The sequence below is a fragment of the Bartonella sp. AC10YNML genome (assembly GCF_042196825.1).
In the GTDB taxonomy this organism is placed as follows: Bacteria; Pseudomonadota; Alphaproteobacteria; order Rhizobiales; family Rhizobiaceae; genus Bartonella.
In genome coordinates, this window is the sequence record NZ_JBHIRA010000030.1 from 5891 (window position 1) to 7880 (window position 1990).

Here is a 1990-nt window from a genome sequence, read left to right on the forward strand (position 1 = left end):
AGGCTCCTACAACAACCCCACCCCTGCCCCAACAACAGCCATATCCCGCCTTTACGATAGCCTTTATCCCTTGAAAAAACAGAAGCATTTTTATTCTTTTCTCATTGTTTTCGGCCCCCCACTAAGACATAAAAAAGGGAACTTCCATTGATTTGCAAATGATCGCGCAATAAGAGCATTTGAAATGAGAAAATCTAACAACTTTCTTATTCCAATTAAAAAAGCTCAATGATCATTCAAAATACGATGATATCTTCCATATTTCATTAGAGTTCTTGCAAGGCAATAGCTCAGAACATATTCATAAAAACGCTTCTAAGACACGAGACAGCCGCTATTTTTGAGATCACGCGTTTTAATATTAATGAAAGCACTAACATTCCCTTACAAGTTTGAGGTGTTGTTTTGTCAACAATCTTGTTAGCATGGACTGATTCTATGATGATGCGATATCATCACAATTGCTCTTTATGGACAGCATAATGATACGCATCATTTTACTCATAATTCTTTATAAGCCTTGCGTTATAGGCTTGTTGGGAAAAAAATAAAGGAGAATCCTGTTGAATATAGCAATTATTTTGGGGTCTGTGCGTCAACCTTCCTTAACAAGAACTTTAGCCAGTTATTTAGCGGATTGCCTCATGAAGCGGGGTGCATCACTTCATTGGGTTGATTTGCGTGAACATCCCTTGCCAATGACAGATCCAGATTATCATCAGCAGGTTGAGGCTAATCCAAGTGCAGCAGTCCGTGAGTTTGTAAAAACCATTGCAGCGGCTGATGGTGTTATTCTAGCAAGCCCCGTTTATCAAGGGTCTTATTCGGGTGTTTTAAAAAATGCTCTTGATAATTTAGCCTATAATGCCTTTTTAAATAAACCTGTTGGACTTATCTCTCATGGGAGTACGGCCAAAAAATGCGCACAACCTTGTGAACATTTAGTGCCGGTGGTGCACACGCTTTATGGTTACACACTCCAATGTCAAATTGCCTCTTCCAACGAAGATTTTTCCTCAGATGATGAAGGTCGTACTTGGAAAGTTATAAGTGAAGAGGTACAAACACGTTGTGAAAGACTTGCTGATGAAATGTACACATTTTTAAAGCAAAGAGGTGGGATTTAAAGCAATAAGGGAGGGGGCATGAAAAAAAAAGAGGCGCGCTATCGTTATTTAGTGGTAGGGGGCACAGGGATGCTTGCTCCTTTGTATCAATCACTAGAGCCGCAAGAAGTGATTATTGCTGCACGCTTTCTTTCCCATAAAGTCCAGCTTGAGGCATTGCACAACAAACAGTTGTGCGTGTCGTTGGATTATGATTGTGCGGCATCAAAGGCGCAATTTTTAGAAACTGTGAAGCAATGGCATGATCTAAAATATTGCATATTATGGATTCATTCGCCTGCCCATGCATTTTCCTGCGCATTAATTGAGCAGTTAGCTCTTTTGCCTAAACCACCATGTATTCTTCATATTTTTGGTTCCAACACGCATGATCAAATAATCCTCGAGTGCGCACGCAAAAACAAGGTTGATTTTATCCCCATTCAATTAGGACAAAAAACAACCCCAAAAGGTTTACGACGGCTGCCCCATCAGGAGATAAGCCAACAGGTACTGGATGCCATAAAAAACCATATGAATAAACAAAACTTATGATCAATACCTCTGCTTTGCAAAGAAGCAGTGCCCCTTCAAACTCTATCCATACCCAAACACCCTCTTGAATAACTCATACTCTCTACATCATAGGCTTTTAGAACGAACAATCCCTCTCCTTTACGCCTCTAAACAGCGTCCTTATATCAACAGCTCCAAAACCAAACATTTTTTTCCTCCTCACACGGGCTTATCCCCCTCTCACAACCCTCACAGCCCTTGATCAACCACACACCCTATTACAGTTCCACGTTTTTACGATTTTACAAATTCACAGAAAACAACAAACTTCCGATCAACAGCCCCATTAAAGCCTATTACAAGCTTAT

2 protein-coding genes are annotated in these 1990 nt (G+C 40.4%); both read left to right on the forward strand.

What is annotated here, in order from left to right; genetic code table 11:
- Nucleotides 1-563 precede the first annotated feature (563 nt).
- The gene (locus ACFINA_RS09085; RefSeq protein ID WP_375607079.1) at nucleotides 564-1127 is read left to right on the forward strand and encodes an NADPH-dependent FMN reductase; all 564 of its coding nucleotides are present in this window, start codon (nucleotides 564-566) and stop codon (nucleotides 1125-1127) included.
- Between the two features lie 18 nt (nucleotides 1128-1145).
- Nucleotides 1146-1661, forward strand: a complete 516-nt coding sequence (locus tag ACFINA_RS09090; protein WP_375614465.1) for a short-chain dehydrogenase — start codon at nucleotides 1146-1148, stop codon at nucleotides 1659-1661.
- The last annotated feature ends 329 nt before the right edge of the window (nucleotides 1662-1990 follow it).